Source organism: Streptomyces sp. NPDC050625 (genome assembly GCF_040654755.1).
Taxonomy (GTDB): Bacteria; Actinomycetota; Actinomycetes; order Streptomycetales; family Streptomycetaceae; genus Streptomyces.
This window is the reverse complement of the sequence record NZ_JBFAIQ010000016.1, coordinates 176,906-203,197: the sequence shown is the minus strand read 5'-3', so window position 1 is coordinate 203,197 and position 26,292 is coordinate 176,906. Positions and strand designations below refer to the sequence as shown.

Annotated in this window: 18 protein-coding genes; 12 read left to right on the top strand and 6 right to left on the bottom strand. The window is 70.0% G+C overall.

The features are described from left to right. The first annotated feature begins 807 nt into the window (after positions 1–807). The 4 genes from AB0I54_RS30055 (at position 808) to AB0I54_RS30040 (ending at position 9,736) form a co-directional block, all read left to right on the top strand. Complete coding sequence (locus AB0I54_RS30055; RefSeq protein ID WP_363299332.1) at positions 808–1,212, top strand: hypothetical protein; 405 nt, start codon at positions 808–810, stop codon at positions 1,210–1,212. 404 nt (positions 1,213–1,616) lie between these two features. Then, the gene (locus AB0I54_RS30050) at positions 1,617–1,877 is read left to right on the top strand and encodes a DUF5988 family protein (protein WP_363299331.1); all 261 of its coding nucleotides are present in this window, start codon (positions 1,617–1,619) and stop codon (positions 1,875–1,877) included. Between the two features lie 96 nt (positions 1,878–1,973). After that, entirely contained in the window at positions 1,974–3,254 is a 1,281-nt protein-coding gene (locus AB0I54_RS30045; RefSeq protein ID WP_363299339.1) for a beta-ketoacyl synthase N-terminal-like domain-containing protein, read from the top strand. Positions 3,255–3,409: 155 nt separating this feature from the next. After that, the gene (locus AB0I54_RS30040) at positions 3,410–9,736 is read left to right on the top strand and encodes a type I polyketide synthase (RefSeq protein WP_363299330.1); all 6,327 of its coding nucleotides are present in this window, start codon (positions 3,410–3,412) and stop codon (positions 9,734–9,736) included. Between the two features lie 96 nt (positions 9,737–9,832). Here AB0I54_RS30040 and AB0I54_RS30035 read toward each other — a convergent pair whose 3' ends face one another. After that, positions 9,833–10,498: a TetR/AcrR family transcriptional regulator gene (locus AB0I54_RS30035; RefSeq protein WP_363299329.1), complete on the bottom strand. Its 666-nt coding sequence runs from the start codon at positions 10,496–10,498 to the stop codon at positions 9,833–9,835. A 109-nt stretch (positions 10,499–10,607) separates the two neighbouring features. Here AB0I54_RS30035 and AB0I54_RS30030 point away from each other — a divergent pair, with 109 nt between their 5' ends. Then, positions 10,608–11,606: an NAD(P)-dependent alcohol dehydrogenase gene (locus AB0I54_RS30030; RefSeq protein ID WP_363299328.1), complete on the top strand. Its 999-nt coding sequence runs from the start codon at positions 10,608–10,610 to the stop codon at positions 11,604–11,606. Positions 11,607–11,626: 20 nt separating this feature from the next. On the opposite strand, the gene AB0I54_RS30025 is transcribed toward AB0I54_RS30030, so the two are convergent. Continuing rightward, complete coding sequence (locus AB0I54_RS30025) at positions 11,627–12,040, bottom strand: VOC family protein (protein WP_363299327.1); 414 nt, start codon at positions 12,038–12,040, stop codon at positions 11,627–11,629. A gap of 272 nt (positions 12,041–12,312) precedes the next feature. Here AB0I54_RS30025 and AB0I54_RS30020 point away from each other — a divergent pair, with 272 nt between their 5' ends. Beyond that, positions 12,313–13,305: a phospholipase D-like domain-containing protein gene (locus tag AB0I54_RS30020; RefSeq protein WP_363299326.1), complete on the top strand. Its 993-nt coding sequence runs from the start codon at positions 12,313–12,315 to the stop codon at positions 13,303–13,305. A gap of 58 nt (positions 13,306–13,363) precedes the next feature. Here the strand turns inward: AB0I54_RS30020 and htpG are convergent, their stop codons facing one another. The 3 genes from htpG to AB0I54_RS30005 all read right to left on the bottom strand — a co-directional run bounded on the left by htpG (position 13,364) and on the right by AB0I54_RS30005 (position 16,944). Further along, complete coding sequence (gene htpG, locus AB0I54_RS30015) at positions 13,364–15,274, bottom strand: molecular chaperone HtpG (RefSeq protein ID WP_363299325.1); 1,911 nt, start codon at positions 15,272–15,274, stop codon at positions 13,364–13,366. A 171-nt stretch (positions 15,275–15,445) separates the two neighbouring features. After that, complete coding sequence (locus AB0I54_RS30010; RefSeq protein ID WP_363299324.1) at positions 15,446–16,309, bottom strand: lamin tail domain-containing protein; 864 nt, start codon at positions 16,307–16,309, stop codon at positions 15,446–15,448. Positions 16,310–16,329: 20 nt separating this feature from the next. Then, positions 16,330–16,944, bottom strand: a complete 615-nt coding sequence (locus AB0I54_RS30005; protein ID WP_363299323.1) for a hypothetical protein — start codon at positions 16,942–16,944, stop codon at positions 16,330–16,332. 551 nt (positions 16,945–17,495) lie between these two features. Between AB0I54_RS30005 and AB0I54_RS30000 the strand changes: the two genes are divergently transcribed. From AB0I54_RS30000 to AB0I54_RS29975, 6 genes are all read left to right on the top strand, one after another. Further along, complete coding sequence (locus AB0I54_RS30000) at positions 17,496–19,025, top strand: serine/threonine protein kinase (RefSeq protein WP_363299322.1); 1,530 nt, start codon at positions 17,496–17,498, stop codon at positions 19,023–19,025. A 169-nt stretch (positions 19,026–19,194) separates the two neighbouring features. Further along, entirely contained in the window at positions 19,195–20,280 is a 1,086-nt protein-coding gene (locus AB0I54_RS29995) for a hypothetical protein (RefSeq protein WP_363299321.1), read from the top strand. Then, the gene (locus tag AB0I54_RS29990) at positions 20,273–21,925 is read left to right on the top strand and encodes a polyprenyl synthetase family protein (protein ID WP_363299320.1); all 1,653 of its coding nucleotides are present in this window, start codon (positions 20,273–20,275) and stop codon (positions 21,923–21,925) included. Before AB0I54_RS29995 ends, AB0I54_RS29990 begins: the two co-directional genes overlap by 8 nt. After that, positions 21,922–22,617, top strand: a complete 696-nt coding sequence (locus tag AB0I54_RS29985) for a hypothetical protein (RefSeq protein WP_363299319.1) — start codon at positions 21,922–21,924, stop codon at positions 22,615–22,617. Before AB0I54_RS29990 ends, AB0I54_RS29985 begins: the two co-directional genes overlap by 4 nt. A gap of 132 nt (positions 22,618–22,749) precedes the next feature. Continuing rightward, positions 22,750–23,220, top strand: coding sequence for a hypothetical protein (locus AB0I54_RS29980; RefSeq protein ID WP_363299318.1), 471 nt, complete (start codon positions 22,750–22,752; stop codon positions 23,218–23,220). A gap of 213 nt (positions 23,221–23,433) precedes the next feature. Then, positions 23,434–25,584, top strand: a complete 2,151-nt coding sequence (locus AB0I54_RS29975; RefSeq protein WP_363299317.1) for an FUSC family protein — start codon at positions 23,434–23,436, stop codon at positions 25,582–25,584. A gap of 1 nt (position 25,585) precedes the next feature. Here the strand turns inward: AB0I54_RS29975 and AB0I54_RS29970 are convergent, their stop codons facing one another. Beyond that, complete coding sequence (locus AB0I54_RS29970; protein ID WP_363299316.1) at positions 25,586–26,284, bottom strand: hypothetical protein; 699 nt, start codon at positions 26,282–26,284, stop codon at positions 25,586–25,588. Positions 26,285–26,292: the final 8 nt, after the last annotated feature.

Genomic DNA, 26,292 nt, shown 5'->3' with positions numbered 1-26,292 from the left:
GGGCCGTTAGTAGCGCGTCAGCCGCCCCCGGCGCCGGCGTCGGCTGACGGATCCAACCCCTCTCATGGGGTGCCCATCGTGGCAGCCCGTCCTTCTGCGGCCGACACGAAGCCGGCGCGTTCCACGGGTTGGGCAACCACTCCCCCGGAGAGGACAGGCGGCCCACCGTTGGATGTAACCGTTATCCGTCCAGTTGGCATATGGCAGCAACAGGTGACGGTGTTCCAACACTCGAATGGCGTACTTCGTATGATGGAATATTCGTTCATATGTGCCCTGAACTGATGACAGCCTTATATCCCAGGGGAGTTGACGCCAAGGCCGTGCCAAAGAGACCGGGACTGAATCCTCACTCAGCCGTGACGTTTCAGCAAGTCACAGTAAACCAGAAGACCGCGATGGGTCGACTCCAACTTGGCGATTCAGCAGCCGACTTCAGTCATTCTCTGCACGCCAGGACAATGGCAACCACCAGGCTCAGCACACACTCCTGTTGGAGCCGTGGATGCGGTTTCACGTGGATCGTACGTCGCGTCGTACTCCGATCGAGTGATGCGGGGACCGCTCCTCTTGAGGTATCACTCGCCCGTGCTGCATTACTGGATTACGAACCGGCGGGTTGCCCATCCCTTTCCGGGGACGTGACTGCTACCCGTTCCGGTCGTCACTCCCAGCACGCGAAGTGCGCGGCGATCAGGTCGAGTTCTCGTTCCCGACGCAGGACGTCCCCTGAAACAAATGGGGTTCCACTCCCGCCGGCGTCGTTGCCAATGTGCGCGTATGTCATCTTTCCAAGGGAGTGCCATCATGTTTCGTTCTCGTCTTGCCGCCGCCACCGTCACAGCTGTCCTTGCGGCGGGCGCCGTAGTGGGCATCGCCCCCCTGGCCATGGCGGCCCCAGCCGCGGCTGCCTCACCGTGTGTCAACGATCTGGCGGCGGCGCAAGCGTCCAACAACGAGGCCATCGCCGCCGACCAGGTCGGCGACACCGTGACCGCCCGCACCCACAACCTGTCCACCGCCACCTCCCTGGTCGCGGCGATGGGCGACTGTGCCGGGCAGCCGCAGGTCGTGGGGGCCAACATCGTCACGGCTGCCGGGGCCAACGCGGGCGCCACCCTCTACAACCTGGTCGGCGCCTCCAGCGCGGCCCTGAGCGCCGAGCGGGCAACCGCTTCTGCGATCGACCAGGCGCTGGCCAACGCGAGCTGACCAGTACACACAGGCAGGTACCTGAGTAGGGACCCCTGCCTCCCGCCCCGGCCTACGCCGGGCTCGACACCCCCCGGTCCGACGCGCCCCCGGTCCGGGGGGCCGTAAAAGCCGGGCATTCACCGTCGCTGCGGCGGCGACGGTGAATGCCCGGCCCAACCGGTGACAAGGGGTCTTCATCGGCGATGGCTCCATTCTTCTCACGGCGAGGTCATCATGCTGGTTGTCGCCTTTCTCAATTCTCTGAGCCGAGCCTGCCTCCGGGCGTCAAGGTTGCTGCTTCCCGCGCGTGCCTGCTCTCCGCCCGCGGCACAGAGCTCAAATTCGCCGCATGCGGACGGAGTTGACACAAAACCCCGTGACGCAGGGCGCATTCAAGGAAAAGGAAATCGCAGGGACGACGGGTGAGTATCCGCCCCCTGCCCGTCACACCGATACCGGAGCTGGACGTGTCGAACTCTATTCGGGTCATTCTTTCCGAGGGGCCGGAGTGGGTTCCCCTTCCCGCCGTATGGGAAGTCGAGTCCCTCGAAGCCGAACCCAAAGTGAAGATCCTGTGCGGGAATGCCTATGAACACTTCGAGTTCTCGGGCTCGTACTCCGCACGGGAAGGCGAGCACATGCCCGTCTACCGCTGGTGCCGCCGCACCTATGTGGCCGAATAACCCATCGCGTTCCTGAAGGAGAAACGCCATGAACAATCCTCTGTCATCTGCGAGTCACTCGTGAGCCGGCGGACCGGGACACGCGCCCGGGACGCCGTGGTCACCGGAATCGGGCTGTGTCTTCCGGGGACGGAATCGGCGGTGTTCACCACGGACGACCTCTGGCACATCGCCTCCGCCGGAACGTCCTGCCTCGTCAAGAAGGGCGTCTACTACGGCAGCGTCGACCTGCCGAAGGACACGTTCGAGGAACGGGTCCCCGGCGTTCCCGAGTTCTTCTCACGCCACTACACGGACGCCCACCGCTTCGGACTGGTGTCCCTGTCCCAGGCGTGCGCGGATGCCGACCTCGATGTCCAGCGCGATCTCGAAGAGGCCGCCATCCTGGTGGGCCGCGGCGGGGTGGACGCCAACATCGACAGCTATCTCGCCGTGCTGCGAGCCGATCCCGCGACCTATCCCGTCGCCGAGGCACTGGAGATGTTCGTCGCCGCGGAGCAGGCCGTCACCCCCTCGGACGTCGCTCTGGTCCAGGGCGCGCTCACCCGGTCGAAGGGTGCCAACTTCACCGTGTCGTGCGGCTGCGCGTCCTCGGCCCTGCAGATCGGCCTCGCCCAGCGCCTGATCGCCGCCGGCGAGATCGACATCGCCGTGGTCACCGGGGTCGACGTCTTCAGCGTCACACTCATCCGCAACATCCAGCGCCTGCTGAGCGGAGCCCAGCAGACCTACGACGCCATGCGGTCCCAGGACATGCCCAGCCTGCTGCCGTCGTTCGACGCTCTGATGCGTCCCTATGACCGGCGCGCCGACTGCATCAACCACGGGGAAGGGTCCGCGACCGTCATCCTCGAAAGCCGGGAACACGCCTTCGGACGGGATGCACACGTCTACGGTCAGGTCCTGTCGCAGGCCACCACCCGCGACGGGCTCGCCAATCCGCTGGCCTGCGACGACACCGGGAAGGCACTGGTGTCCGCCGTCCGTCGCTGCCTCGGTGACACCTGGGACATCTCCCAGGTGCCCTACCTCCACGGGGGCAGCGACGGCAACGTGGTGGTCACGACGTTCGAGGCGAACGCGGTCCGTGAGCTGTACGGCCCCGCGTCCCGCGACCTGCTCATGTCCTCGCAGGAGGGCTGTTTCGGCCACAACGGCGCCCCTGCGGGCTGTCTCGGGGTGGCGCTGACCCTGCTGATGATGAACCACGGCCAGGTCTGTCCGACGGCCAACTGCGAGGAGCCGGCGGACTGTCTGACCTTCGATCCGGTGCCGGGGACCGCGCCCCGCCCCCTCGACTTCGACTACGCCCTCAGCTTCAACTACCAGGTCGGGGGCGTCAAAAGCGCGATCCTGCTGGGAAGCCCCGACGTCTGAGCAACCTCCGGGGCTCGGCCCTCTCCCCGCTCCGGGGCGCCCCCCTCACCTCCCCCGGCCCGTCCCGCCCACCGCGCGGCCCGCCACGCGGCACACCTCCTTCTCCCCGAGCAGCACCCATTCCCACCTCTCCCCTGGACGACAAGGAGACTCCCGTGGCCAACGACAACCATCGCCCGCGCCTTCCGCACGCGCCCATCGCCGTCATCGGCATGGGCTGCCGACTCCCCGGAGACGCCGACTCCCCGGCCGCCTTATGGCGCCTGCTGGTCGAGGGCCGGGAAGCAGTGGGCGCGCCGCCTCCCGGCCGCGAGACGACCGACCCCGCAGCGGGCGCGCCGGCCGACGCACAACCCGCCCTCCAGAAGGGCGGGTATCTGAAGGACGTCTCCCGGTTCGACGCCGACTTCTTCGGAGTCGCCGGTCGCGAGGCCGACGTCCTCGACCCCCAGCACCGGCTCCTGCTGGAAGTCGTCTGGGAGGCCCTCGAACATGCCGGGCTGCCTCCCGATCGGCTCGCCGGCTCCCCAACGGGCATCTTCACGGGCCTCAGCTACAACGACTACATGGACCAACTGGCCGGCCACCCCCAGGAACTGGAAGGCTCCATCCTGACGAACGGTCACTGTGTCGCCGCCGGCCGCGTCTCCTATCTCCTCGGTCTGCACGGCCCCAGCATCGCCCTCGACACCGCATGCTCGTCCTCCCTGGTCGCCTTCCACCTGGCCTGCTCCGCACTGCGCCGCGAGGAGTGCGACCTCGCGCTGGCCGCCGGCGTCACGCTCATGCTCGCCCCGCGCGTCACCCGGTCATTCGCCAGGATGGGCATGCTGTCCCCGACCGGGCGCTGCCACACCTTCGACGCCGCCGCGGACGGTTTCGTCCGCGGCGAGGGGTGCGGCGTCGTCGTACTCAAGCGCCTGGCCGATGCCCGCAGGGACGGCGACCGTATCCTCGCCGTCGTACGCGGGTCGGCCGTGAACCAGGACGGGCGCTCCGACGGACTCGCCGCCCCGTCCCCCGCCGCCCAGCAGGCTCTCTACCGCACGGCACTCGCCCGGGCCGGGGTCGACCCGGCCCATCTCTCACTGATCGAGGCCCACGGCACCGGCACCCCCGTGGGTGACCCGGTCGAGTTCGCCAGCCTGGCCGCCGTGTACGGCAACGGCCTGTCTCCCTGCGCTCTGGGCTCGGTCAAGACCAACCTCGGCCACCTGGAGCCCGCCGCGGGCATCACCGGGCTGATCAAGACCGTGCTGTGTCTTCAGCGCGGGATCATCCCGCCCAACCTCCACTTCACCGACTGGAACCCGGCCATCCACGCGGACGCGACCCGCTTCTTCGTCCCCCTCGAAGCCACTCCGTGGCCGAAGAAGCAACCGGTCAGGCTGGCCGCCGTCTCCTCGTTCGGCTTCTCCGGCACCAACGCCCACGTCATCCTGCAGGAGCCGCCGCAGTCCCGCCGTACCGGCCTGCCCGCCCCCCGCCGGCCCCGGACGGCGCCACCCGAGGTGGTGTTGGTGGCGGCAGGATCCCACCGCGCCCTGCCGACTGCCGCCCGCCGACTGGCCGACTGGCTGGCGACCGACGGCGGCGACGTCCCGCTGCGGGACGTCGCGCACACGCTGGCCCTGCGCCGCAGCCCCGGCCGAGGGCGTCTCGCGGTCATCGCGTGTTCCCGCAGCGAGACGATCGATGCACTACGGCTGTTCGTGAACGGAACGCCGGATCCGGCCCTCATCGCCGGTACGGCCGATGTCACCGCCCCCCGCAGGCCGGTGTTCGTGTTCTCCGGCCAAGGCTCCCAATGGCCCGGCATGGGACGCGAACTCCTCGCCCGGAACGAGGCCTTCGCCAAAGCCCTGTCCGCCGTCGACACGCTCGTCCGCAGCGAAGCCGGCTTCTCCGTCGTTGACCTGATCCGGGCCGGCGAACCCATCTCCGGATGCGCGCGGATCCAGCCGACGATCTTCTCCCTGCAGATCGCCCTGGCCGCGGCCTGGAAGGCCCATGGCGTCCAACCCGCCGCCGTCATCGGCCACTCCATGGGAGAGGCCGCGGCAGCGGTCGTGGCCGGGGCGCTCACCCTCGCCGACGGTGTCCGTGTCATCTGCCGTCGCTCGGCACTGCTCAAACGGATCGCCGGCACGGGCGCGATGGCCAGCGTCAGCCTGGACCGGGCCTCGGTGGAGGCCGCCCTGGCCGATGCCGGGACCGACGCGGTGTCCGTCGCCGTCCTGGCCGGACCCGACACCACCATCGTCTCCGGCGACACCGACCAGATCACCCAGCTGATCAGCAGTTGGCAACGGCACGGGATCCGCGCCGTTCCCATCGCGGTCGACGTCGCCTCTCACAGCTCCCACGTCGACCCGCTCCTGACCGATCTGCACCAGGCCCTGTCGGGTCTGGCCCCGCGACCGCCGCAGATCCCCTTCTACTCCACCGTGACCGAGGACCCACGCCGCACGCCCCTCCTCGACGCCGCCTACTGGTGCGACAACCTGCGCCACCCCGTGCTCTTCCACCCCACCGTGGCCGCGGCCGCCCAGGACCGGCACCAGATCTACATCGAAGTCTCACCCCACCCCGTGGTCACCCAGTCGCTCACCGAAAGCCTGGCCCGACTGGCCCCCGAGGCCGTGGTCCTGCCCACCCTGCGTCGCGCACAGGACGAAGTCACCGTCTTCCGCACCCAGCTCGCCACCCTCCACTGCAATGGCGCCACCGTCGACTGGACCCCCCTGTACGGCGACGGAGGCCTGACCGACGCTCCCACCATCACCTTCGACCGCGCGCGCCACTGGGCCGCCGGCCGGGCTCCGTCCACCGACACGGGCGCCCTGCCCGGCCGGCACACCGAAGTTCCCGGTGACCAGACCCGCCACACCTGGCGCGCCACCGCTCCGGCCCGCCACCTGCCCTGGCTCAAGGACCATCGCGTCCACGACACCTGCGTCCTGCCCGGCGCCGGCTTCTGCGCCCTGCTGCACACCACGGCCCGCACCGCGCTCGGCGGTGGGGCCTCCACACACATCCACCTGAGCGGCATCACCTTCCACGACCTGCTCCGGCTGAATGACGACACCGACCTGAGCACCACCGTCACCCTCGCCACCGGGGGGCAGGCCACCTGCGAGATCCACTCCCGCAACCCGGACGGCTCCTGGCAGTTGCACGCCTCGGCCGTCGCCCGCCACGACCTCTCGACCCAGATCACCCGCGCCGCATCCGTCCCCGACCTCGACCGCAAGCACCCCGTCCCCCTCACCCCCGCCGAGCTGTACGCCAGGCTGCGCGCCTGCGGACTCGAACACGGCCCGGCGTTCACCGGCATCACCACCCTGCACACCACGAAGCGGCAGGACAGCTTCTGGGCCCGCATCCAGGTGCCGCCCACCGCCCGCACCCCCGAACCCGGCCTGAGCATCCATCCCGTCCTCCTCGACCTGTGTCTGCAACTGCTGGTCGCGGGAGCCGGCCACGAGACCCCACCCGCACCCATCCTGCCGGTCCAGGTCCGCAGCCTGCGGATTCTCGGCGACCCCGCGCAGGCGGCACACGCCCACGCACGGATCACCGAGAACGGCGAGACGACGCTCGCCGGAGACGTCCGCGTCCTGGACGCCCACGGGCGGCCGGTCGTCGCCCTCGACGGCGTGCGTTTCGTCCGCCGCGCGCCCGCCGAGGGCACGCCCGTGGATCAGTGGTTCATGGAGCATGGCTGGCACCGCGGCCCGCGTCCCCGCGGCGGCCCGGCCGCCGCGCCCGGCAACTGGCTCGTGGTGGGCGAGGGCGACGGCGAGGCCGACCGGCTGGCCGGACTGCTTCGCGACGCCGGCGCCCGGGTCGAGGCGCGCGAACTCCCCCTGAGCGCGGACGGGCTCGCCTCACTGGCCGACGCCTACCGTCAGTACCTGGCCGCCAGAGCAGACTCCTGGCGCGGCGTCGTCCTGCTGTGCGGCACGCCCTCGGCCCACGACACCGACCCCACCCACGGCGCACAGCAACGGGCCCGGCGGCTGCTCGCCTTCGCGCAGGCCGCCGACGAACACCGCGGAACCTGGCGTCTGTACGCCGCCACGCGGCACGCGTACGCCGTCACCACGAACGAGCCCGGACACCCCGCCCACGGCACCGTGCGCGGCGTGGCGCGTGTCATGGCCGTCGAGCAGCCGGGCATGCGCCCCACTCTGGTCGACACCGACCCCAACGAAAGGGGGTTGCGCGCCCTGGCCGCCGAACTCCTCGCCGACGCGCCCGAGGACGAGGTCGCACTGCGTGGCGGCAATCGCTACGTCGCCCGCATCGACCGCGCTCCCGTCTCGCCCGCCGAACGCACCGCCCGCACCACCCGAACGGTCCGGTTCGGACAGGACGGATTCCGACTGCGCGTGGGAAAGCTCGGCGATCTCGACAGCCTCGAACTGGCCGCGACCGAGCGTCGCCGGCCCGGCAAGGGCGAGGTCCAAGTTCGCGTCCAGGCCGCCGGCCTCAACTTCCGTGACGTCCTGACCTCGCTCGGCATGCTCGGTTCGCAGCCGCTCACCCCCTACCGCATCGGCTTCGAGTGCGCGGGCGTGGTGAGTGACGTAGGAGCCGGTGTGGACCATGTCCGCACCGGGGACACCGTGCTCGCCGTTCAGCTCGAAGGCGGCTCCTTCGCCTCCTTCATCACCGTCCCCGCGAGCGCTGTCGCACGTGTGCCGCGAGCCTTCGCGCCCGTCACAGCGGCGGGACTGCCCACGGCGTATCTCACCGCGTGGTACGCCTTGCGGCGCGTCGCACGACTCGCTCCCGGTGAACGGGTACTGATCCACTCCGCCACCGGCGCCACCGGTCGCGCCGCGATCGCGGTCGCCCGCCTCCTGGGCGCGGACGTCCTGGCCACAGCCGGTACGCGGGAGAAACGGCGCCACCTGCGCGGTATGGGCATCCGCTGCGTCATGGACTCCCGCACGCTGGACTTCGCCGAGCAGACCCGCCAGGCCACCGACGGCCGAGGAGTCGACGTCGTTCTCAACTCCCTGGCCGGCCCCGCCGTCCGGGCCGGGCTCGAAAGCCTGCGCCCGTTCGGCCGCTTCGTCGAACTCGGCGTACGCGACATCATGGCCGACGCCGCCCTCAGGCTCGCCCCGCTGCGCCACAACATCACCTTCAGCACCGTCGACCTCATCGAACTGCAGCAGCAGCGCCCGGAGTTGTTCGCCTCGGTGCTGCGCGAGGTCATGACCCACATTGCCGCCGGACGGCTCAAACCGCTTCTGTGCACCGAGTATCCGCTGGAGCGCGCGGCCGACGCCTTTCATCTGATGGCCCGTGCCGGTCACAACGGCAAGATCGTGCTGACCGTCCCCGACCGGGGAGAGACCACGGCTGTCCTGCCCGACGGCCCGTCCGTCGTACGCCCCGACGGCGCGTACATCATCACCGGAGGCCTGGGAGGTCTGGGACTGGCCACCGCTCGCTGGCTGGCTCAGCAGGGAGCGGGCCGCATCGTGCTCAATGGCCGCCGAGCCCCCTCGGTCGATACCGCGCGTGCCGTCAGCGACCTGAACACCGACACCAAGGTCGTGCTCGGCGACATCTCCCGGGACGGCACCGCCGAACAGCTCGTCGAGGCCGCCACCGCGGGCGGTGTCCCGTTGCGCGGGATCCTGCACTGCGCCATGGTCCTCGACGACGCCGCACTGACCACGACCCGGGACGACCAGCTCGACCGGGTCTGGGCCCCCAAGGTCACCGGTGCCTGGAATCTTCATCGGGCCACGGTGCGTCAATCACTGGACTGGTTCGTGCTGTACTCCTCGATGAGTTCGCTACTGGGCAACGCCGGACAGGGAACGTACGCGGCGGCCAACGCCTGGCTCGACGCCTTCGCCACCTGGCGCACCCGCAACGGCCTGCCCACACTGGCCGTCGACTGGGGTCCCTGGGGCGAAACCGGGCAGGCCGTCGACTTCGCCGATCGCGGCTACGAGACCATTCCCACCCGCAAGGGCCTGGCGGCGCTTCACTCCCTCCTCACCCACCGACGGGTCCAGACCGGTGTGATTCCGGGCCCGCCGCACACCTGGATCCCCCGCGCGGCCGCGGCATCCAGCCTGTTCGCCCGTCTCGCGCCGGACGGTGCCGAAGCCGAGGAGGAGTCCAAGTCCAGCGGCTCGGACATCCATGCCCGCCTCGAAGCGCTCCCGTCGGGCATGGCCCGCCAGACCGCTCTGGAGAGCTACCTCGCCGATCACATCCGCGCGATCCTGCGCACCGGCAGCACCACCCTGGACCCGCACACCCCGCTGAAATCCCTCGGGTTCGACTCACTGCTGGCCACCGAACTGCGCATCCGCCTCGACACCGACCTCGCGGTCCGCCTGGCAAGCAACTTCATCTGGCAGCACCCCACCGTGGCCTCCCTCGCCACGGCCCTGATGGCTCATATGGGCCTGGCACCGCAGGAGGACCCGTCACCTTCCGACAGCTAATCGTGCCCGGTCAGGCGTGAGCGTCGAGCACTGGACCGGCATCGTGCAGCAGTACGGCCTCGCCCGGGTGCGGGCGGGGCTGTCTGCTGGGCAGCTTCACCCGGCCCTCTCCAAGCCGTCGAGGATCAGGTCGAGTCCGAAGGCGAACTCGTCGCTGTAGTCGTAGCCGGGGCGCAGCACATGCTCGGCCGTCAGCTCGGCCAGGTGCGGGTACTGGTCGGCGGCCGCCTGCGACAAGATGGACTGCGCCAGTTGCGCGGTCTCGTCGGGGGTGTCGAAGGGCAGGCCGCGTTCCTGGAGGGCGAAGCCGTAGATGTAGCTGTCGAGGGCCGAGTAGGCGTGCGCGGTCAGCGCAACGGAGAACCCGGCCCTGCGGAGGCACCCGAGGACCGCGTCGTGGTGCCGCAGGGATGCCGGACCCGGTGAGGTCCGTGACTCCATCAGACCGATCGCCCAGCGGTGGCGGGACAGGACCCGGCGGACCGAGATCGCCCGCTGACGCATCGCCGTCTTCCAGTCGTCCTCGTCGGACGGGAGATCGATCTCGCCGAACACCAGGTCGATCATGCCGTCGAGGAGATCTTCCTTGTTGGCGACGTGGGTGTAGAGCGACATCGCCTCGACCCCGACGGCCTCGCCGAGCTTGCGCATGGTGAGCGTATCGAGTCCCCTCTCATCGGCGAGGGCGATGGCTGCATGCAGCACTCTTTGGCGGCTGAGCGGGATTCGGGGTGTTCGGTCGTGCGCGGTCTTCGGGGGCATCGGTCTCCTTTAGTCGGGAGTGTTGACAACCTTACGAGGTAAGGGCAACCCTTACGCCGTAAGGAACGCCTTACGGCGTAAGGACCGAGTTGCCCGCGAGGGGAAGACCATGAAGTCGATCGTCCAGGACCGCTACGGTGCCGCTCCCGAGGACGTTCTCCGGCTCGCGGAGACCGAGAGGCCCACGATTCGGCGTGACGAGGTCCTGGTGAAGGTGTGCGCGGCCAGCGTGGACCGGGGCACCTGGCATGTGATGGCCGGACTTCCCTATCCCGTCCGAGCGGCGGGGTTCGGCCTGCGCCGGCCGAAGTACGCCAACCCCGGCCGCGCTCTGGCCGGAACGGTCGAGGCCGTCGGTGCCGATGTGACCGGCGTCAAGCCGGGAGACGAGGTGTTCGGCATCGGCAGCAGCTCGTTCGCCGAGTACGCGCGCGCCCGCGCCGACAAGCTCGCCCCCAAGCCGGCGAACCTCTCCTTCGGCCAGGCGGCCGCGGTACCCGTCTCCGGACTCACCGCCCTGCAGGCCGTTCGCGACCGGGGACGAGTGGGGCCGGGCCAGAAGGTGCTGATCGTGGGAGCGTCGGGCGGCGTGGGTACGTTCGCCGTGCAGATCGCCAAGGCATACGGAGCCGAGGTGACGGCTGTGTGCAGCACCGCGAAGACCGCCCTGGTCAGCGCTCTCGGCGCAGACCATGTCGTCGACTACACCCGAGCCGACATCGCTGACGACACCGTCCGTTACGACGTGATCCTGGACATCGCGGGCAACCGGCGGCTGTCACAGCTCCGCCGCGCCCTCGCCCCGAGGGGCCGGCTCGTGATCGTCGGCAGCGAGACCGACGGACGTTGGCTCGGCGGCACGGACCGCCAGCTACGCGCTCAGCTGCTGTCCCCGTTCATCGGCCAGACACTCGGCACCTTCATCACGTCGGAGAACGGCCGGGACCTGATCGCCGTCCGCGAGCTCATCGAGTCCGGCAAGGTCACACCCGCCGTCGACCGGACCTACCCGATCGACGATGTCGCCGCGGCCGTCCGCCACATGCTGGACGGGCGGGCCCGCGGCAAGCTCGTCATCGGCGTCCAGGCGCCGACGGGAGGATTCTGAATGGCTGCGTGCGCCCGCGGTCAGCTCTTGGACCCGCCGATGTTGACCATCCAGGGAACCCCGAAGCGGTCCGTGCACATGCCGAACACATCGCCCCACATCTGCTTCTCCAGCGGAACGGACACGGAGCCTCCTGCCGACAGCTTCTCCCAGTAGCCGCGCAGTTCGGCGTCGTCGTCACCGCTCACACTCACCGCGAAGTTGTCGCCGACGGTGCGCTTCATACCCGGCGGAGTGTCGGCACCCATCAGGGTGAAGCCGCTCGGGGTCTCCAGCATGCCGTGCATGATCTTGTCGGCGAAGGAAGCGTCCTGCTGGCCGGAATCACCGAAGACGTTCAGGTCCAGGGTGCCGCCGAAGACCTCCTTGTAGAACTCCATCGCCTGGCGGGCGTCGCCGTCGAAGCTGAGATAGGGGTTGAGCCGCGAGGTCATGAGTACCTCCTTGAGTGGGACAAATGGCCTGATGCGGACAGGCTAGCGCGGGTGCGGGCCCGTGGCCCGCTGTCGGCTACGAATCTTTTGCGATCCCTCGGGAACCGCATTAACCGGCTTCCACCTGCGTGAAGTCCGTTTTGCTCGCCCGCGCGGCCACCCGGTCACGCCGAGTTCACCCTGCTTCCCTTCCTCGACGTTCTACGCGCGTGCTGTCATGCACGCGCTCACCATTTCCCCGAGGTGAGCATCAACTCGCCTAGGAGTCACGCATGTTGTGGAAGGTCCTCGGACGCGCAGCTGCCGCCCTCACTGCCGGGGCAGCCGTACTCGCCACCGCCGTCCCCGCGGACGCCGCCGTCTACTCCGCCTTCGCGTTTTCGCGGAGCGGCGGGCAGCCCACCATCTACGACTTCGTCAACTCGGCCACGACCTCCCTCGACATGACGATGTACGAGCTGGAGGACACCACGGCCGTCAACGACCTCATAGCCCTGAAGAACAAGGGCGTCACCGTGCGGGTGATCCTGGACCGCCAGCACCAGTCCGCCAACGGCGCGGCGTACACCGCCCTGACGAACGCGGGCGTGGGCGTGAAGTGGTCACCCTCCCGCTTCGTCTACACCCATCAGAAGACCATCACCGTGGACGGCGTCAAGTCGCTGATCCTCACCGGCAACCTCACCTCCCAGTACTACGCGACCAGCCGTGACTACGGCGTGTTCGACAACGACACCCGAGACGTCGCCTCGATCGAGAAGGTCTTCAACGCGGACTATGCCGACTCCGCGATCACCCCGACCGACGGCGACCATCTGCTCTGGTCCCCCACGGACTCCCGCAACCGGCTGCTGTCCTTCATCGACGCCGCCACCGCCTCACTCGACGTCGAGGAGCTGGAGCTGAGTGACAGCGCCGTGGTCGACGCGATCGTGGCGAGGGCGAGGGCGGGCGTCGCCGTGCGAGTGGTCCTGGAGAACCCCGCCGGCTACGCCGGTCAGGTGTCCGCGATCAAGGCCGCCGGTGGCACCGTCGTCGGATACTCCGACCCCAACGGCTTCTACATCCACGCCAAGGCGATGGTCGCCGACTACGGCCGGGCCACCCAGCAGGTGGAGGCCGGTTCCATGAACATCAGCAGCAACTCGCTGAACAACAACCGGGAACTGGGCCTCATCCTCACCGGCACCGGCGTCGCCAATCCCGTGGCCACCACCATCGAGACCACCTTCGACAGCGACTACGCAGGCGGCACCGCCGCCTAGGACCGTACGCCGACGGAGCCCCCGGGCACCTCCTTCCAGGTGCCCGGGGACCACACCGCTAGAGCGTGCGCTCCAGTCGCTCAGCCACCAGCTTCACGAAACGGGCGGGCTCCTTCGGCTGGCCGCCCTCCGCGAGCAGTGCCAGACCGTGCAACAGCACGGCGGTTTCCACGAGTTCGGCGTGATCCTCGCGCTCCTTGTACGCCTGGTTCAGTCCCTGCACGAGCAGGTGGCCGGGGTTCAGCTCCAGGATCCGCTTCGCGGTCGGCACATCCTGGCCCATCGCCCGGTACATGTTCTCCAGCGCCGGAGTGAGGTCGTGGGAGTCGGAGACGACACAGGCCGGGGAGACGGTGAGCCGCGTCGAGAGGCGTACGTCCTTCACGTCTTCCCCGAGCTGCTCCTTCATCCAGCCGAGCAGACCGGCGTACGCCTCGGCCTGCTTCTCCCGCTCGCCGTCGGCCTGTTCGCCGTCCTGCGCGTCGAGATCGATCTCGCCCTTGGCGACTGACCGCAGCCCCTTGCCCTCGAACTGCCCCACCGCGTCGACCCATACCTCGTCGACGGGGTCGGTGAGCAGCAGGACCTCGAGGCCCCGGGCCCGGAACGCCTCCATGTGCGGGGAGTTCTCGATGCTCTGCCGGGACTCGCCGGTCATGTAGTAGATGTCGTCCTGGCCGTCCTTCATCCGCTCCACGTACTGCTGGAGCGTGGTCGGCTCGTCCTGTGCGTGCGTACTCGCGAAGGACGCGACGGCGAGCAGCGCGTCACGGTTGTCCGGGTCGCCGAGCAGCCCCTCCTTCAGCACCGGGCCGAACTCCCGCCAGAACGTTGCGTACTTGTCGGCGTCGTTGGCCTTCATCTCCTTGACGGAGGACAGCACCTTCTTGGTCAGCCGACGCTGGATCAACCGGATGTGCCGGTCCTGCTGGAGGATTTCGCGGGAGACGTTCAGCGAGAGGTCGTGTGCGTCGACGACGCCCTTGACGAAGCGGATGTACGGCGGCAGCAGCGCCTCGCAGTCGTCCATGATCAGTACGCGCTTGACGTACAGCTGCAGGCCGCGCCGGAAGTCCCGGGTGAACAGGTCGTGCGGTGCGTGCGCCGGGAGGAACAGGAGAGCCTGGTATTCGAAGGTGCCCTCCGCCTGGAGGCGGATCGTCTCCAGCGGGTCGCGCCAGTCGTGGCTGACGTGCTTGTACAGCTCGTGGTACTCGTCGTCGGACACCTCGTCGCGCGCGCGTGCCCACAGCGCCTTCATCGAGTTCAGCGTCTCGGGGTCGGGCGTGCCCTCGCCGTCGCCCTCACCGTCGCCGGCCCCCGGAACGAGCCGGATCGGCCAGGTGATGAAGTCGGAGTACCGCTTGACGATCTCCTTGACCGTCCACACGGAGGTGTAGTCGTGCAGCTGGTTCTCGGGGTCGGCCGGTTTGAGGTGGAGCGTGACGGACGTGCCCTGCGGGGCGTCGTCGGCGGTCTCCAGGGTGTAGGTGCCCTCGCCGCGCGACGTCCAGCGGGTGCCGCTGCTCTCCCCGGCCCGCCGGGTCAACAGGGTCATCTCGTCGGCCACCATGAAGCCGGAGTAGAAGCCGACGCCGAACTGTCCGATGAGCTTCTCGGCGCCGGCCGCGTCCTGGGCCTCCTTCAGCTCCTCCAGGAAGGCGGCCGTACCCGAGTTGGCGATGGTGCCGATGAGCCGCCCGACCTCGTCGTACGACATCCCGATGCCGTTGTCCCGGACGGTGAGCGTACGGGCATCCTGATCGATCTCGATCTCGACGTGCAGGTCGGACGTGTCGGCGTCGAGGCTGTCGTCCCGCAGCGCGGCCAGGCGCAGCTTGTCGAGCGCATCGGAGGCGTTGGAGACGAGCTCCCGCAGAAAGACATCCTTGTTCGAGTAGACCGAGTGGATCATCAGCTGGAGCAGCTGACGGGCCTCAACCTGGAACTCAAACGTTTCGGTCGGCATGCTCGCGTGTCCCTCACAAGTACCTAGGTCACCGGAAACAGGTGAGAGTCACTCTAAAACACCAAGTCGGCGCGGCATCACCGTTGTTCGGCAAGCGACCGCACCGCACCCTGGATGTGCCCGCCTTCCGGACACATCCAGGAACCCCGGCGGGGGGCCGGTGAGGAACCGCTACGGCGCGGCCGTCTTGTTGAAGCCCTTGTCCAGGTAGGGGTACTGGTCCACGACGAAACCATTGTGGACCAGGCGGCCGATGCCGCCCTCGTCACGCCAGACCTGTTCGGAGGAGCCGAAGGAGAATCCGCCGAACTCCTGGCGCACCTCGTCGGTGTAGACCCGGTAGCGCTGGCCGGGCTGGATGACCGTCCCCGGGGGGAAGGTGTAGGTGTGCCCGGTGGGCTTGGACTCCACGACCCAGCCGGTCAGGTCCTGGGGCGCGCCGCCCTTGTTGAGGATCTCGATGTACTCGTCGGGCTGGCCCGTGCCGTTGCCCAGGTAGCGCAGGTCGGAGATGATCACGTCCGGCTCGTCGAAGGTGAACATGCAGACGACCTCGGCGAAGTTGACTCCGCCCTCGGGGCTGCGGAACTGCCGGACGATCTGTCCGCCCCGCTTGAACCCGCTCAGGACCGCCTTGTACTGCTTGCCGTCGATCGTGACGGGCTGAGGGTGGATGAACTCCTGCAGGTCGACCAGATCGTCGTCCACGGGACTGCTGCCGGTGCTGTTGGGTGTCTCGTAGTGATGGAAGGCGAAGTTCAGATCGGTCGTGCTGCCGTCCTCGAACATGACGTTGACGGTGAGCATGACGTTGAACTTGCTCGGGCTGACACTGGTGGGGAGATTGCGGTGCACGAACGTACCGACGACGAACTCGGTGCCGTCGAGCTGGACGTCCGCGGCCGCACCGCGGAACTGGTACCCGCTCTGGGAGCCGCTGTTGCCCCACCTGACGTCTGCGGTGCCCAAGCCGTTGACCGGGGAGATGGCTGGGCTGGTGGTCGGGAAGACGCCGGAAGTGACGACGGTGGTCATGGTGTCTGGCTCCTGCTCTCTCAGTCCTCGTCCTCGATGACCTCGGCCTTGAGCTTGGCCGGGGGTGCGGTGCCGATCTGGGCGACGCCGTCGGTGTGGCGGCCGGGCTTGGCGCCGTCGACGGCTTCGAGACCGCAGGTGTAGACGATGCAGTCCTTGTCCTGGTCGGTCGTGTTCAGGTGCACGTGGTAGGTGAAGGTCAGCGTGCGCCCGTCCTCGCTCACCTTGGCCTGGACGGGTGGCAGGCTGCCGCCCGTGGTCTGGTCCATGCGCTTGTACTGGGCGCCCACCATGCCGTTCCAGCGAAATCCGGTGGGGGCGGTGAAGACGTGCTCCCGCTCGCCGGCGTCGACGGTCTCGGTCCAGTTCGGTGTGCGGACGCAGACGTTGATGGTGGTGCCGAGGCCACCGGGTGCGTCTTCGACCCCGCCCTCCTGCCACACCACGAGGTCCAGCTTCTGCGCACGGCCCTGTTCGTAACCCCAGTCGTAGCCGTTCGCGTAGTGGTCCTTCTCGCCGCGTGTGCCGTCGCGCGGCGGGTCGGCGTACGGGCGGCCGGCGAGCGCGTCGGCACGCCCCTGTTCCTCTCCCCGTTTGTAGGCTTCCTTCTTCGTGGACTGCACGTCAGTGGTCATCTCCGGGTCCTCCTGGGGCTGGGGTCGAACGTGCGGTGAAAGGAGACGCCCTGGCGCGGCCACCCGGTCCGGCCCGCGGGGGCAGGCAGGGGCGGGCACGGCATGCCGCGCCGGTTCACGGAGCACGGGACGCCATGGGAGCGGTGTCCCAAGACGGAACGCGGGACGCCGCCAGGGGCTACGGCCGGGGTGTTGCGCGGGCATACGGATGCACCGGGCCGTCATCCGCCTCCATGGTTAGCCCAGGTCTGCGGGCGATATGCCGTCGTTCCTCCGTTTGGAATGAGGGATCGATTCTGCATCACTTGTTCGAGTGGAGCGGGGGCACGCGGGGCGCACGGAATGCAGAGCGCGGCAGCCACGCGCCCGTTGACCGCTCCTCCCCCGTGCGGGTGGAGCGCCCGGTGCGCTGCTCTCGCGGTTGTGGCCCGGCCGGTATTCAGGGGGTGGCAGCGACGGCTCGGAAAGGAGACCGATATGCGGGTGACGAGGCCGTGGAAGGTGACAGGCGCCGAACACGCACCACTGCGACGGTGCCGGGTGGTGACGGCGTGACGGCGAAGGCAGCGGCCCCGACGCACGAGCGGTGCTCTTCGGACGAGGACAATCCACTGGTCACCGTGGTGGGAAACGGCACTGCCGGCTTCTCGGGGGACGGGGGGCCGGCCGCACAGGCGCAGTTGGCCTTTCCCTCGGATGTGGCCGTGGGCCGAGGGGGCGTCTTCATCGCCGACCATGCCAACCACCGGGTGCGCCGGATCGACGGTTCCGGTGTGCTGACGACGGTCGCCGGTGACGGACTGCGGGGCTTCGCCGGGGACGGCGCGGACGCGGTGCGGGCCCGCCTGGGCTTCCCGGCCGCCCTCGCGGTCGACGCGGACGGGGGTGTGCTCATCGCCGACGAGATGAACCACCGGATCCGCCGGATCAACGCCTCGGGTGTCATCGACACGGTTGCGGGAGACGGGTGCCGCGGCGGCGACGGCGACGGCGGCCCCGCCGACCGCGCCCGGCTGGACGCCCCGTGCGCCCTGGCCGTGGACGGCACCGGATCGCTGTACATCGGTGAAGCGGGCAGCCCCAGGGTGCGCAGAGTCGGCGTTGACGGCGCCATCAGCGCGGTCGTCGCGGCAGACGGGCGCTCAGGTGCGGCCGACGCCGGCGAGGCATTCCTGCCCGCGGGTCTGGCGACCGACGCGTCGGGCCGTCTGTACATTGCCGACCCGGTGGGCCGTCGGGTGCTGTTGCTGGGCACGGACGGGACTCTTCGGGTGCTGGCGGGGCTGCCGGGCGGGAACTCCGACGTCACCGCAGTCGACTGGAGTGCCCCGTGCGCCGTGGCGGTCGACGCCCAGGGGGTCGTCCACGTCGCCGACATGAATGGACACCGTGTTTGGCGGCTGGCCGACGGGGTGGCGCGCGTCGTCGCGGGGCAGGACCCGGCAGGCGACATCTCGCCGGCCTATCCGTGCGGTCTGGCCGTGGACCCGGCCGGGCGACTGCTCGTGGCGGACAACTTCCACCACCGGATCGTTGCCCTGCCTCTCCCCACCACTGCCTCTCAGGTCGCCGAGCCGGAACAGGACGAGATCCCGGAACCGGACGGCGCAGACGAAGGCGCCTCGGACACTGACCGAGGCACCGCCGCGGAGACGGCCGCGCGACTGCTGGTACGCCAGGAGGTCGGAGTGGAAATCCCGCGCGGCGGCAGCGAGTTGGTGCATGTACGGGTCTCCTCCACGGACGCCTGGGCCCCCGGGCGCGTGGAGCACCGCTTCACCGCTCCGACGGGGCTCTTCTTCGACGGCCGGGCGACCTGCGCGTACTACCGCGTGGACGGCTCCGTGGTGGCCGCTCCGGAGCCGACGGCAGCAGTGCGGGAGGGCGGCAGGTCGCTGTCCATGACGGACGAACCCCGGCTGAACACCCCCGGCAATCCGGCGGCGGCCCTGGTGTACACCCTCGGCGTCCGGGCCGGGACGGATGCCGAGCCGGGCCGGTACACCGACGGGCGAGCGCTGATCGCGGGCCAGCCGGAAGTACGCCTGAAGGCAAGCGTTCTCGGAGACGACGAGGACTAGCGGAAGGGCCACTGACGACCGGGAGCCGTCCGTGGCGGAGTGTCCGCCGCAGACGGCTCTTCGCGCTTCAAACCTCGAATATGGAAGTGAACGTTTCTTTGCTCCCAGGTCACCCACTCGAACGTCACGTGTTGTAATTGCAATGCAACGGTGCGTTAGCTTTCGGGGCGTGTCCACGCCGATCCTCGCGAGACTCGGGCCCCCGGGTCCGTTCCCGCACACCCCCCTCACCCATCCGCTCGACCGTAAGTGGCTGCACTACGCGTTCCTGTCCCGGTGCGGCCGACAGGCCCTGATCGCCAACCTGTCCGTCCTGGGCTCCTCCACCGGCGCGGTGTTCGCGGATCCCGGAACTCCGGACACCGGACGGCGCAGCGGTACCGGCACGGCGGCCGAGGGCCAGCACATGGCGATCCTCCTCGTCCACGCGAGGGATCGCGGCTGGAGTGCCACGCAGTTCAACGCCGACCAGCCCGAACTCCCCTGGTCCGCCTTCCGGTTACCCCACCCGCACGGCGCGTCCGGCGCGTTCCGGCTGGCGGCCCGGTCTGCGGCACCGGCGGCCGATGTACGGCTGACCCGGACGAGCAGGCCGTGCACCTCGCAGTGCGCGCCCTTCGGCGAGGACGAGCACCTGCGCTGGCAGTCGGAGCCCGGCATCCTGGGCGCGGGCACCCTGCGGCACGGCGACGGCACGGCCACGGAGACGGAGCTGCTGGGCTACCACGAACGGGTGCGCGGGCGGTGGTCCTGGCCCACGCTGGGGGGCTGGGTGTTCGGCTTCGTCAACGACCCGTCCGGCCCCACCGGCGCCGCCCCGCCCTTCGCGGTGGTCTTCACCTTGATCCAGCCCGAGTACCCGGCGGACGCGGCCAACGGATCGGTCATGCTGTGGCGCGACGGACGTATGATCCGTCACTTTCCGCGCCGCAACCTGCGGGTCGCGGTCAGCGGCGTCCTGGACCGCGACCGGGTGGTGCTGGTGCCACCGTTCGCGGGCACGCTGGGCACCCCGCCGACGGCAGCGGTCCCCGGTCGGCTGCTGATCACCGCGCGGCTCGGCGAGGACCGTCTGGTCCTGGACTTCCGCTCCCACACGGCGGGCCGGATCGCCAACCCGTCCGAGACGAGCCTGCAGCCGTTCAGCGTGCACGAGACGCTCGGCCCGTGCACGGTGGAGGGCCGGGTCGGCGGGCACACGATCGGCTTTCACACCGAGGGCATCGTGGAGTTCGCCGGTGGTGCCCATGACTGAGACCGCGCCCGCGTTCACGGGTGCCCGGCTACTGGACGAGACCGTCGCCGCCCTGTCCGACCGGGCGCCGGCCATTCTCGCCGCCGCGGCCGACCAGCTGCGCGGCATCCGGCTCGGCCTGCGGTTCAACGACGACAGCCACGCCACGCTCACCGCACGGCACAGCCGTATCGTCGTACGCCAGGACCGCTGCCCCGATCCGGACGTCGAGGTCGTCTTCGACAACCGGGCCATGAACCTGCTGTTCGACCTCCAGCGCCCGCCCGTCGACCAGGTCCTGCCCGACAGCCTCGACGTGCGCGGACCCCGGGAGGACACCCTCGCGGTGTGGCGCGCCTTCACGCTGCTGTCCCAGCGTGCGGCGGGGCTGCGCAGCATGCAGGAACTCTGGGGCGCCTACCGCGAGCAGGCCCCCCGGCTGTGGGGCGGTGCGGCACCCGCCGCCGTGGAGCTGGCCGTCGCGCCGGTCGACTGGACGGCGCTGGACTTTCTCGCCCGGCGCTCGCCCGAGGACGGGCCCGCGCCCCTCGCGCTGATCGGCGACACCACCGTCAGTCCTCCGCGTCTGCTGTGGGACGGCCGCACCAGTACGAGCTGGTCGCTGGAGGACACCGTCCGCGACGCGGACCTCATGGAGACCATGCGCCGGTGCCGGGCCCGCACCAACGAGGAGATCGAGCGGCTGCTGCCGGACCGGGAACCGCGCGCCGAGCTGTACGACCTCATGCGCTCCTACCCCGCCAGACAGGGCAAGGGGCTGCGGCCCACCCTGACCATCGCGGCCTGCGCTGCCTTCGGCGGGCGGCCCGACGACGCCGTACGCGCGGCGGCCGCGCTGGAGCTGTTTCACAACGGCTTCCTGGTCCACGACGACATCGCCGACGAGTCGACCCATCGGCGCGGCCTGCCCACCATGCACGAGGAACACGGCCTGGGCCTGGCGGTCAACGTCGGCGACGGCCTGAACCTCCTAGCCGTCGACGCCGTCCTGTCCAACCTCGAAACACTGGGCCTGGTGCGCACGCTCGGGCTCATCCACGAGGCGCTGCACATGTGCCGGGAGTCCATCGAGGGCCAGGCCATGGAGCTGGGCTGGATCCGTCACGACGTCGTCCCCGAGGCCGACGACGCCTACTTCACGATGAGCACCAAGAAGACGGGCTGGTACACCTGCATCAGCCCCTGCCGCATCGGCGCCGTCTGCGCCGGCGTCACCGACCCTGCCGTGCTCGGCCGGTTCGACGAGGCGTTCCGTCTCATCGGCATCGCCTTCCAGATCCAGGACGACATTCTGAACCTGGTCGGCGAGGAAGCCCTCTACGGCAAGGAGCCCCTCGGCGACCTGCTCGAAGGCAAGCGCACCGTGATGCTGATCCACCTCTTCCGCACCGTCCACGCCCATGAGCGGCCCCGCCTCTTCGACGTCCTGCGGCAACGCCGCGCCGACAAGACCCAGCAGCACGCCGAGGAACTCCTCGCCGCCATGCGGCGGCACGGCTCCATCGAATACGCCACCGACCTCGCCGACCGGCTCGCCGCCGAAGGCATCGCCCGCTTCGAAGAAGACCTGCGGATCATCCCCGAGAACGAAGGCAAAGCCGTCCTGCGGCAGATCGCCCACTACGTCACCTCAAGGCCACTGTGACCACCACGACCACACCCCCGCCGGCCGACGACACCACCGGCCCGCCGGCCCCGACCGACCACCGGGCCTTCGCCTTCCTCGGCCAGGTCAACAGCTGCCTGCGCCAGTGCCTGTGCACGCTGGCCCGGCACGGCGTGGCCCTGCGCCGGCGCGAGCCCGAACGGGCCCGTGTCCTGCTCGACACGGTCCGGCCCTGGCCCCTCTACAAGGGCGGTCAGTTCCTCTTCGACCTCATGGAGTGGGAGGACCTCATGGTCGACGGCGAGCCCCCGCCCCTGATGTCCGCCGCACGGATCGTCTCCGCCTGCACGCTGCCGGTGCAGTGGCTCGGCGCCGCCACCGCGGAGGCCCCCACCGCGGCGAGGATGATCCCCGGCCAGCGCACCGCCGCCGCCCTGGACCTCCCCGTTCGCCTGCTGGCCGGCACCGCCCGCGCGGCCCTCCAGGGCGCCGCGAACGACCTCACCGACCTCCTCGGCACGCCCGCGGCGCAGGGCGAAGCCGACGACGACACCCGGCACGACACCGCCGCGGACGCCGGCGCCGACGTCAAGGACTCCGCATGCGAACCGCCGCCCTTGGAAGCGGGGTTCTACCTCTACGAGGACATCGTCCTCGGCGCCCTTGTCGTCCTCGGCCCGCTGCTGGCCGAGCACGCCCCCGCCACCCCGCCCACGCCCGGCAGCGACTGAACGCACGCCTGCTCCCGGCGCCCAGCGGAGCTCACGCCGCCCGTCATCACCCCGACGGCGGCCGAGCCCGCCACAAGCCCGCCACCGGCGGTTCCGCTCACGCGGACAACACCCATCCACAGAAGGGCAACCATGGCCACGCAGACTCAGGCACCCGTCAAGCCGGGCTCCGAGAATCAGCTGTACATCCTCCAGCAGGGCATCGTCGAAGACGCACCGGGCGGTGTACCGGCCCACCTCAGCTTCGGCGTGCTCAGCACCGTCCCCGACCCGGTGAACCCCGGCGACATCAGCTTCGCCCTCAAGGCACCCACCGGCTTCGCCTTCACCGGCTGGCTCTCCTGGGCCTACCACGATGTCAACACCCTCCAGGCGAAGGGCAACCTCAAGACCACCCAGGGCACCCTGGGCGACGGAGGCCGCACGCTGACCTTCACCCACAACCCGTCCCTGTCCACCAACCAGGAGTGCATCGGCTACGCGGCCCAGGTCACCGCCGTCGACGGCGCGACGCCGGGCCGCTACACCGACGGAGAGCTGCGCGTGGGCATGGCCGCCCCCGTCAAGCTCAAGGGCCGCGTCCTCGACCCTGACGAGGACTGATCCCACCGAACCACCCCCATCGGTGGCTCCGGCGCTGAACCCGGAGCCACCCCCGGTCTCGGGCGCCATGGGCCGGCCAACGGCGGCGCGCCACCCGATCGGCGCCGGGAAGGTGCCGGGTTCGCGGTCGTACGTGATCCTTCAGGGGTGTGGGGTGTGCCAGTCGGCCGGATCCGGGCGGCCTACGCGTCCTCGGGTCGCAGGGCGCTCCGCGTGACCTTGGTTGCCTCGGCCGCCTTCTACCTCTTCCGCTACGGCCTCGATCGACCCGTTGCCGCCACCTACGCCCTGTTCGCCACCGTGGCGCTGGGCGGACTCTCCAAGATCCCCGGCACCGGCCGTCAGCGCGCCGCGCTGACGCTGCGCCTGGTGCCGGTGTGCTGGGTGCTGGTGATCGTCGGCACCTATCTGTCGGTACGGACCTGGAGCGCCGTCGTCGGCATGCTCGTGGTCGGCTTCGTGCTCGCCTTCTCCGCCGTGGGTGGTCCACGTCCGGCGGGGGCGGCACCGGGCCTGCAGCTCCTCTACATCCTGCCGTCCTTCCCGCCGTACGATCCCGGCTCGCTCGGCGACCGGCTGATCGGGACGACCACGGGGCTGGCCCTTTTCATCGCCGCCGAGGCGCTGATCCTCCCCGAGCCCGCCCCGCCGTCGTACCGGGAGCGAGCCGCCCGGTCCGCGCGGACCGCCGCGCACTGCGCGACACTCCTCGCCGCGCCTCCGTACGCCCTCGACGACGCGGACATCCGGGCGTTGAGCGACGGCGCGCAGGCGCTGCGGTCCCTGAACGTGCCGGAGGCGGAACGTCCCGCCGGACCGGGAGTGCACGACCGTGCCCTCGCCCACACCGGGCTGGCCACCCGCACCCTGCTCAGCCGCCTGGAACAGTTGCCCGCCGCGCCGGCCGCCGGTCCGGGACCCGATGTGACGGACGTACTGGAGGCGGTGGCGCGGCTGGCCACGGCCACCGCGGACTGTCTGAGGTCGGGGCCGTCGCCCGTGGCCGCGTACGAGGAGCTGGTCACGGCACGCGCCCGCCTGTCGGCCGTGTCCGGCGGCGCCGACCCCACGATGACCCCGGCCGCGGTGGCCACCGGCGGGAGCGATCCCGCGCCGGGATTCCCGCCCGCCGTTCTGCGTCGGCACGCCGCCGTGCTGGAGATCGCCGACGCTGCACTCACGATGGCCACGGCGGCGGATCTGGCGGTACGAGGCCGACGGGCTTCGGTGCGGGTCTCGCCGGGTCGCTTCTGGTACGCCACTGCCTGGGCCCCGTCCCTGTGGTGGCACCGGCTGCGCGGCCATGCCGGGCGCCGCTCGGTGTTCTTCCAGAACGCGGTTCGTATTTCCCTGGCCCTGACGGCGGCCAGGTTGGTGTCCGGGGTGGACACGCTGCCGCACGGGTTCTGGGCCATGCTGGCGACCCTCACCCTCACCCGGACCACCATGGACGAAACCTGGAGCACCATCCGGGTGGCGCTCGCGGGCACCCTGGCCGGGGCTCTGGTGACCGCGGGGCTGCTGGACCTGGTGGGCACCCACACCTTGGTGTATGCCGCCGTACTGCCGATCGGGATGCTGTTCGCCTTCACGGTGGGGCCGGTCAGGGGAGTCGGCTGGGCGCAGGGCCTGTTCACCGTGGTCGTGGCCCTGGTCTTCGCCCAGCTGGCGCCGCCGACCTGGCGGCTGGCGGAGGTCCGGCTGCTGGACGTGCTGGTCGGCAGCGCGATCGGCGCGGTCTTCGGTCTGCTGGCCTGGCCTCGCGGGGCGCACAACGAGCTGTGCAATGCCTCGGCGGAACTCCTGCGCAGGGCGGCCGAGATCGTGGTGGCGACCAGTGCCTCGGTGGCGGGAGGCGGGGCGGCGGCCGCGCCGTCCGGGGTGCCCGGCCACCGGTCGCTCCAGCACGCGGTCATCCTCGCGGAGTCCGCGTACGCGCAGTACCAGAGCGAGCCGACGCCCTTCGGCGGACCGACCAGGAGCGTGGCACTGCCCAACATGGACTGGCAGGCGACGCTGATGGCCGGCCATCACACCCTGTGGGGGTCGGAGCGGCTGTTGGAGCCGCCGCTCACCGCAATGGGCCCGGCGCCGGCCGACTTGGTCGGCGGCCTGGGGGACCGGGTGTGCGGGCGTATGTTGCTGGTCTCGGCAGCGCTGGATCCCGGCGACGACACCCCCGCCGCGCCGGTGCCGCTGAACGACCCGGCCTTCAAGGGGTTCGCCACGGAGCCGCCCGGCGCACCACGGCTGTACTACGCGACCGTGTCCTGGCTGGCCGCGCTGATGAACGATCTGGCACGGGTCGCACGCAGCCGCTCCGAAGCCGTGCAAGGCGGACCGACCGGTGCGCGGCCAGGCTGACTCATGCCTGCTGTGCCCCGCAGAACGGGCAGTTGGCGCTGTTCGCCTTCATCAGGAGTGTGGGAAGAGTGCCGTTGAGGATCTGTTCGCGGGGCAGCGTGAGGTTGAAGTGCTCCTCGATGGCGGCGAGGCACGCCCGATGGGTCCTGCGTCGGTCGTCCCAGCGGTCTTCGGGGTCGTCGAGGGAGAGACCGGCCGCCGTCAGCCTGGCTTCGAGTGCGCGGGCCGGCTCCGGGTCCCCGTCGACTCTGCTCGATCCCCATGAGCCGTCGAGATGCAGGTTGAAGTGGCACAGTGTGCGGCCGTCGTGCTCGTAGGCGAAGTAGGGCGGCACGGATTTGCCGTTCTCCTCCTCGTACCACAGACGGAACACATGGGCGCCGCCGCGGGAGACGGGCGGTTGGGGCCCGAACTCCGCGTACCAGAAGCCGTGCTGGACCACATAGGCCCACTCGTCCGTCTCGCCGTAGCGCAGAGCGATCGCGTCATGGGTGTCGCCGAACAGCCCGGTCATGACGTCGTCGGCCTGGCCGGCGGTGAGGTTGCCCAGGAAACGCGGTTCTTGGAGGTTCCGGCCGAACCGGGTGGCCGCCACACGCTGGGCGAGCGTGTCACCGGTGAGGTCTTGAGCGATGATGACGCTGTAGCCGCCCCAGTCGATGGACTTCGGTTCGGCGAGCCAGGTGATTCCCTCGGTCATGACGATCA